Origin of the sequence: Sandarakinorhabdus sp., assembly GCF_031430775.1 — a bacterium.
Lineage (GTDB): Bacteria > Pseudomonadota > Alphaproteobacteria > Sphingomonadales > Sphingomonadaceae > Sandarakinorhabdus.
Window position 1 is genome coordinate 1 of record NZ_JANPCD010000041.1, and the last position, 7,219, is coordinate 7,219.

At 65.1% G+C, this 7,219-nt stretch carries 7 protein-coding genes and 1 pseudogene; all 8 read right to left on the minus strand.

Annotated features, from left to right (window positions below):
* A pseudogene (locus RMQ73_RS02315) lies at positions 1–180 on the minus strand (peptidase); the annotation flags it as partial.
* Between the two features lie 60 nt (positions 181–240).
* Entirely contained in the window at positions 241–1,098 is an 858-nt protein-coding gene (locus RMQ73_RS02320) for a transglutaminase family protein (RefSeq protein WP_310496373.1), read from the minus strand.
* Positions 1,099–1,101: 3 nt separating this feature from the next.
* Positions 1,102–2,043: an alpha-E domain-containing protein gene (locus tag RMQ73_RS02325; protein ID WP_310496374.1), complete on the minus strand. Its 942-nt coding sequence runs from the start codon at positions 2,041–2,043 to the stop codon at positions 1,102–1,104.
* A gap of 52 nt (positions 2,044–2,095) precedes the next feature.
* Positions 2,096–3,562 (minus strand): circularly permuted type 2 ATP-grasp protein, encoded by a 1,467-nt coding sequence (locus tag RMQ73_RS02330; protein WP_310496375.1) that lies wholly within the window; start codon positions 3,560–3,562, stop codon positions 2,096–2,098.
* A gap of 113 nt (positions 3,563–3,675) precedes the next feature.
* On the minus strand, positions 3,676–5,220 hold the full coding sequence (locus RMQ73_RS02335) for a DUF6600 domain-containing protein (RefSeq protein ID WP_310496376.1): 1,545 nt from the start codon (positions 5,218–5,220) through the stop codon (positions 3,676–3,678).
* Between the two features lie 91 nt (positions 5,221–5,311).
* A complete protein-coding gene (locus RMQ73_RS02340; protein WP_310496377.1) occupies positions 5,312–6,007 on the minus strand; it encodes a VIT family protein in 696 nt (231 codons plus the stop codon).
* A 151-nt stretch (positions 6,008–6,158) separates the two neighbouring features.
* Positions 6,159–6,587, minus strand: coding sequence for a DUF411 domain-containing protein (locus RMQ73_RS02345; RefSeq protein ID WP_310496378.1), 429 nt, complete (start codon positions 6,585–6,587; stop codon positions 6,159–6,161).
* Between the two features lie 32 nt (positions 6,588–6,619).
* Positions 6,620–7,219 (minus strand): hypothetical protein (locus tag RMQ73_RS02350; RefSeq protein WP_310496379.1); only part of this gene is annotated, 600 nt, incomplete at its 5' end.

A 7,219-nucleotide genomic window follows, 5' to 3' on the forward strand; every position in this document is an offset into this window, starting at 1 on the left:
CAGGGCGGATTGTGTCACCGACAGGCTGCCTGCGGACGTGCACAGGATCACCCGGTCCGGACCATGGTCCAGCACGCGCAGTTTGCGGTAGGTGGAGACATTGTCGACGCCGGCGTTGGTGCGGGTATCACCCATCAGCACCAGCCCTTCGCGCACCAATATACCGATGCAATACGTCATGGCCTGTGTGGATCCTGTTCCGGTCTTGATTTGCTCAGCGGCCTCTGTGCCTCAAAAGCCTCAGCCTTGCACCTGCGACTGTGACTGGCCCACCATGGATGCCTGCCCACCGCCCAGATTGCTCTCGCTGGTGGTGACGCTGACCACCATGCTTTCCATGCCGCCGCCGCGCCGGGCGCCGCGAATGGGCGCCGCCTCGAGATAGTCCAGCCCGATGGCCACGCGCAGATAGGACTGTGTGGCACACACGCCATTGGTCGGGTCGAACGCCACCCAGCCAAGGCCGGGCACCTGCGCCTCGGCCCAGGCATGGGCGGCGGGCTGTGTGACCAGGCCATCGTCGCGCACCAGATGGCCCGAGACATAGCGCGCCGGAATGCCCAGAAACCGTGCGGCAGCGCAAAAGATATGGGCATAATCCTGGCACACGCCGGCCTTGATCCCATAGGCATGGGCGGCGCTGCTGTAAGCATGGGTGACATCGGCGTCGAAGACCATGGTTTCGTTCAGCGTCGTCATCATGGCATGGCAACTGGCCAGCGGGTCCGCGCCCCGGCATTCGCGGGCAAAGGCACGGATTGCGGCGTCGGCTTCGGTCAATGGTGTCGCCCGCAGGAACACGCCGGCCGGCAATGGCTCGTGCATGCTCGACAGCACGCCGCCGGTTTCGCTGGTGTCAACCTCGCCGGTCACATGCAGCGACAGCCGCCGCACCGGGCCGTCGGGGTAGAACATGTGCGTGATGTTGCCATAGGCATCCTCGCTGTGCCGCAAATGCCCGTCGGTATCAGTGTCGATGCGCCAATGCAGGATGTGCTGGCCCTCGTGCCCGCTCGGCTGGACGCGCAGCAATTGCAGCACGTCGCTGGCCGGCGCCGAATAGTCATAGACTGTGGAATAATCGACCCGGATACGCATGGTTCAGAACAGATACTGTTCGGCGATGGCTTCGCCGAGCCGGTTGTTGTCGGCGATGAACACGGTCAGGAACTCATGCAGGCCGCCGGCAAAAATCGCGTCGATATTGCCCTGCGCCAACCGGGCATGGCCGGCCGAAGCCAGCCGGTGCGCCGGGCCGCGCTTGCCGGATGCCGCCGCCAGCAGATCGAGATGGCGCAGGATTTCGTCATAGCATGACGCGAGGCTTCGCGGGATCTCGCGGTTGAGGATCAGCAGGTCGGCAACCAGCCACGGCTTGACGCTGTCACGGTACACCCAGCGATACGCCGTCATCGCCGATACGGTGCGCAGGATCGTGGTCCATTGGAAATAATCGAGACTGCCGCCCACCGGCTCGTCGCGCGGCAACAATAGATGATATTTGACATCGAGCAGCCGCGCCGAATTGTCGGCGCGTTCGACGGCGCTGCCCAGGTTGATGAACCAGAACGCATCGCCGCGCAGCATGGTGCGGTTGGCAGCGCCCTCGAATGCCGAAATCGCGTGCTTGACCAGTTCGATGACCGAACCCAGTTTTTCCCTGTTGTCCAGATGCGTGCCATGGCGTGACACTTCCAGCCAGGCGGTATTGATGGCTTCCCAGGCTTCCTCGGTCAGCGCGGTGCGCACGGAACGGGCATTGCCGCGCGCCGCTTCAAGGCAGCAACGGATCGAACTGCCATTGTCGGCATTGAGCGTCAGGAATTCGGTGACGTTAAGCTCGTCGAGTGGCAGGCCGGCCGCCTTGAAGGGCGCGGCCATGCAGGCCACGGCAAGCGCCGATTCCCAGGCATTTCCGGCACCGCCATAGCTGGAGGGCAGGGCGGCCAGCCGCTGCGTCGCCTCGATCAGCCGCGCAGAAAAATCGGCGCGTTCAAGGTAACGCCCCATCCAGTAAAGATTGCTGGCCGTGCGGCTCAACATGGCCCTGGCACCTTGGACACTGGCGCCTGCAAAACCTGAAAACGCGTTGTCATCAATCGATGATCCATGTGTCTTTGGTGCCGCCGCCCTGCGAGGAATTCACCACCAACGACCCTTGGGTCATCGCCACCCGCGTCAGCCCGCCGGGCACGATCCGTACGCCGTCGCTGCCGGTCAGTACAAAGGGCCGCAAATCGACATGCCGCGCCGAAACGCCGGCATCGGTCGCGGTCGGGCAGGTGGACAACGCAAGCGTCGGCTGGGCGATGAATTTTTCCGGCGCGGCCTTCAGCTTGGCGGCAAAGGCGGCAATTGTGGCCTTGGGCGCATGCGGGCCGACCAGCATGCCATAGCCGCCGGAGCCATCGACCTCCTTGACCACCAGTTCGGGCAGATGGTCGAGCACATAACCAAGCGATTCCGGCTCACGGCAGCGCCAGGTCGGCACATTTTGCAGCAGGGCTTCTTCGCCGGTGTAGAATTTGATGATCTCGGGCATGTAACTGTAAATGGCCTTGTCGTCGGCAATGCCGGTGCCGACCGCATTGGCCAGCGTGACATTGCCGGCATGATAGGCCGCCATCAGCCCCGGCACCCCCAGCGCCGATTGCGGATTGAACACCAGCGGATCGATGAAGGCGTCGTCGATGCGGCGATAGATCACGTCCACCCGTTCCGGGCCTTGCGTGGTGCGCATGTAGACGATGTCATCGCGGACAAACAGGTCCGAACCCTCGACCAGTTCGATGCCCAGCTTGTCGGCCAGGAAACTGTGTTCGTAAAAGGCGCTGTTGTACTGGCCCGGCGTCAGCAGCACGCAATTGGGCTGCCCGCCACCACCAGAACCACCCCGCCGCCCGCCGCGCGGCGACACCGACGCCAGCGTTTCCAGCAGCATTTCCGGATAGGTTTCCACCGGCGCCACCTTAACGGCTTCGAACAATTCAGGCACCAGCTTCAGCATCACCTCGCGGTTTTCGAGCATGTAGGACACACCCGACGGCGTGCGGGCATTGTCTTCGAGCACAAAGAAATTGTCGGCGCCGGTGCGCACCATATCGATGCCGGCGATATGCACCCAGATGCCGCCAGGCGGCTTGCGCCCGGCCATGTGGACGCAATAACCGGGATTTTGCAGCACCAGCTCGGTGGGCACGATGCCGGCGCGCAATATGTCCTGCGCCCCATAGATGTCGGCCAGAAAGGCGTTGAGCGCGCCAACCCGCTGCTTCAGGCCCTTTTCCAGCTGGTCCCATTCGGCGCGTGCCAGGATGCGCGGCACGATATCGAACGGGATCAGGCGTTCGGTGGCGTCAGGGTCGCCATAGACGGCAAAGGTGATGCCGATGCGCCGAAAAAACAGTTCCGCCTGACGCCGGCGGGCCGACATCAGCTCGGGCGGCGACGCGTCCAGCCAGGCTTGCAGCGCACGATAGGGCGGCATGACATCGCCGGGCCGGGCATGGCCGTAGCTTTCGCCCAGGCCATACATCTCGTCGAACGCCGTGATTGCCTGCATTGCCGCCTTGCCAGATTGTCCAGCAGCTTTTGTGCGCTGCAGGCTGCTCCAACGCAAGGATATTATGCAGATTGGCCGGTACCCAGCAGCGCGTGCGGGGTGCCGGCGTCACTTCATTGCGGTTTGCTATCGGACATGGCGCCGCCGACCCGCTCGCTCATCGACCGGCGCGGCGTGTCCGTGCGAGGCGAATCCATACGCGGCGATTCCGAGCGGGGCGCCTGCATGCGCGGAGCTTCCATGCGCGGGGCCTCCATTCGGGCACCGCCGCCATTCATGCCGCGACCTCCGCCCAGGTTGCCGCCGTTTCCGCCGCGCTGGCCGCCGTCGAAGCCGCCGCGCGGGCCACCATCGAAGCCGCCGCGCGACCGGTCATTACCCTGTCCGCCATCACCGCGCCCGCCGCGCTGGCCGCCAAACACATTGCCAGCCAACCCGCCGCCGTTGCCGCCGCGAGGCCCGCCATCGAAGCCGCCACGTGGGCCACCATCGACGCCGCTGCGCGGCCCACCATCGAAGCCGCCGCGCGGGCGGCCGTCACCCCGTCCGCCATCACCGCGTCCGCCGCGCTGACGGCCAAAGACATTATCGGCAAGACCGCCGCCGTTGCCGCGCCAGTCGCGGTCGCCATCCCCGCGATTGCCGCCCGGACGGCCATAAATGCCGCGCCCGATATTGTCTCCCACACTGCCTGGCTGGCCGCGACGCGGACCGTTGTCACGCGGGTGATTCCAGCGCGGGCGGTTCCAACCGCCGCCCCAACCGCCGCCCCAACCATTGTTCCAGCCACCACCCCAGCCATTGTTCCAACCGCCACCCCAGCCAAAGCCGTTGCCCCAGCCGCCACCCCAACCGTTGTTCCAACCGCCGCCCCAACCGTTGTTCCAACCGCCGCCCCAGCCGCCGTTGCCGAAACCAACTGTGACGCTTCCGCCCCAACCGCCGCCAAAGCCGCCGCCAAATCCGCCCCAGCGGCCACCGCGCCAGTAATTGCGGCCATTGTTCCAGGGCAGGACGCGCCCGCCAAAGCCGCGTGTGAACACCTGCTGGCGCGGCACCCACACCCAGCTTGGCGCATACCAGCTGTTCCAGTTGTCATAGCCCCAGCCGTCATCGAAGCCGGCATCGGCGGTGTAGCGCACGCCCGGCGGAATCGGCGCCCAGCCGGCCACATCGTCGCTTTCGCGCCACGCCGTCCATGACGGTGCCCATTCGGTGCCCGGCACCCAGACCCAGCCATTGGCCTCGTCAAAGCCCCAGCGGCCATAATGGTCGGTGGCCCAGCCCCAGGGATCATCGCTGACCCAGAACCGGTCCGGACCCCATTGACCATTGGTATAGGGGCGCCAATCGCGTGGTGCATCGGGCACGAAACTGTTGCCCCAGCGCGTCTGCGTCCAGCGGCCATGTTGCGCCAGTGGGGCACGAAACTGCGCGACGTCATCAACATTGCGCATGCCGAACATATCGCCGGGCTGACCGGCAAATCCCATTTCCTGCCCGGTGCCGCTTGTCATCATCGGCGGCGCGGCAATGGCCGGTGTGTCGAACGGCCAGCCATCATCGCCGCGCGGCGGCGGCACCTGCGCCGACATTTGGGCCAAGGCTGGCCCGGCCAACAGCATGGGAATGGTCACCAGCAAACGCCAATTGGTCATCGCGCGATCCTTGCGAAGAAACAGCAATGAAAACGTCATATCATGGGTCGGCTGTCACCATTGTGAACAAAAAGCTGCTGCCGGCGCAATCTCAGACGACCGTGCCGGCCAGCCGCCCGATCAGCGCGGTGATGCCCATGGCAAAGCTGCCCCAGAATGCCACGCGCAGCACCGGCCGGCGCCAGTCGGCCTTGCCGGCGCGGGCGCCGAGCCAGCCGAGCAACACCAGAAATATCAACGCTGTCGCAGCGACAACCGCAACGATCATGGTTTCGGGCACCAGCCACACCACCAGCAGCGGCATCGCTGCACCAACCGAAAAGGTTGCCGCCGATGTCATGGCTGCCTGCAATGGCCGGGCGCTGGCGGCTTCAGTCAACCCCAGTTCGTCATGGGCGTGGGCGGCCAGCGCGTCACGCGCCATCAACTGCGTGGCCACGGCCTCGGCGGTGCCGCGCATGACGCCGCGCGCCTCGTAGATGCAGGTCAGTTCTTCATGCTCCAGCTCAGGCGTGGTTGCCAGTTCGGCCTTTTCGCGTGTGAGATCAGCATTTTCCACATCGGACTGGGAGCTTACGGACACATATTCGCCCGCTGCCATGGACATGGCGCCTGCAACCAGCCCCGCAACGCCGGCCAGCAGGATATCGCCGCGCGCCGCGCCCGCTGCGGCAACACCCAGCACCAGGCTGGCGGTCGAGACAATGCCGTCATTGGCGCCCAGAACGGCGGCGCGCAGCCAGCCGATTCGGTTCATTGCGTGACGTTCGATGTGCTGGGCGCGCATAGGGTATCATCATGGGTCAGCGCCAGCCGATGACAAGCAAAAAAACAGGGCGGGCAGGAGCGGCAGATCGCAGTTGCGCCGGACCGCAGCAACGAGGCTCCCTGGCTGCCGGCCTGACATGGCCCGCAGGCCCGCAGGCCCGCGGTGATGTTCAGTGCTGGGCAAAAGCCGATGATTTGCCAGCGCCGAAGGCAACGACAGTATATGGGCCGGCTGCGCGTCCCGGCACTTCCATGCCGAGCGAGCCGATGGGCATGCCGGGCACGGCAAGGCCCGTAACGCCGGCAGGTCGCTTTGCCAGCACGCGTTTCATGTCTGCGATAGGTACATGGCCCTCAAAGGCCATCCCGGCGATGATGGCCGTGTGGCACGAAGCCAATGCGGGCTGCATGCCGAGGCGCTTGTGAAGGCTGGCGCGGTTGGCGTCATCGATAATCCTGACGGCCTGGCCAAACTGTTTTGCCACCGCAGCGGCCCATGCTTCGCAGCACCCACACCCCGGATCGCGGTGCATCACAATGTCCCCTGCCGCCATCGCGGGCGCGCTGAATAGGGCAATGGCGAGCAGATAATTGCGCATGGTGCTCAGGCTTCCTGATCAGGCATGGGGTATCATGACAAGGTCGGGCGACGGCGCAAGAGCCCGCGCTTTATGGGCCAGCGAATGACCAGCAGTACCGTGCCCGCCAGCCCCATGATCAACCCGCCAACGGCAAACGCCAGCAACCACCAGGTGTTGAAATTGTCGTGCTCGGTCCAGTCCATGATGTGCAGGCCCCAGAAAAAATCGAACAGCCGCCAATTGGCGGTGCGCACGGCGGCAATCTGCCCGGTTTCGGCGGCGATGAAGACGCTGGTATGATCGGGATCGGCAAACGCGACACGCCATGCCGGCAACGGCCCGCGATATTCGGGGCTGGCTGATATGACCTTGCTTGTCGCCGGCACCGCGACATCGGCGCCGATCCAGGCTTTTTGGGCGATGGCAGCAGCAAGACGGGCGTCGATAGGCGGCAGCAATACGCCGGTAGCGGCGTCGAACAGCAGGATGCTGCGGCCGCGGCTTACCTCGGCTACCGCCCGGCCATGCAGCATGCGCAGCGTCACGCGGTCGGCGGCCCTGCCATTCAGATAGGCGGCGGGATCGGCCAGCGCGATTCCAGCCGGAAGCGCTTCGATGGTCCTGCGATCGACAAGATGGTCGCCGTGGAT

Coding starts and splice junctions, on each gene's coding strand:
- RMQ73_RS02330 (WP_310496375.1), bottom strand. CDS start 3,562: ATGCAGGCAATCACGGCGTTCGACGAGATGTATGGCCTGGGCGAAAGC.
- RMQ73_RS02340 (WP_310496377.1), bottom strand. CDS start 6,007: ATGCGCGCCCAGCACATCGAACGTCACGCAATGAACCGAATCGGCTGG.
- RMQ73_RS02320 (WP_310496373.1), bottom strand. CDS start 1,098: ATGCGTATCCGGGTCGATTATTCCACAGTCTATGACTATTCGGCGCCG.
- RMQ73_RS02325 (WP_310496374.1), bottom strand. CDS start 2,043: ATGTTGAGCCGCACGGCCAGCAATCTTTACTGGATGGGGCGTTACCTT.
- RMQ73_RS02335 (WP_310496376.1), bottom strand. CDS start 5,220: ATGACCAATTGGCGTTTGCTGGTGACCATTCCCATGCTGTTGGCCGGG.
- RMQ73_RS02345 (WP_310496378.1), bottom strand. CDS start 6,587: ATGCGCAATTATCTGCTCGCCATTGCCCTATTCAGCGCGCCCGCGATG.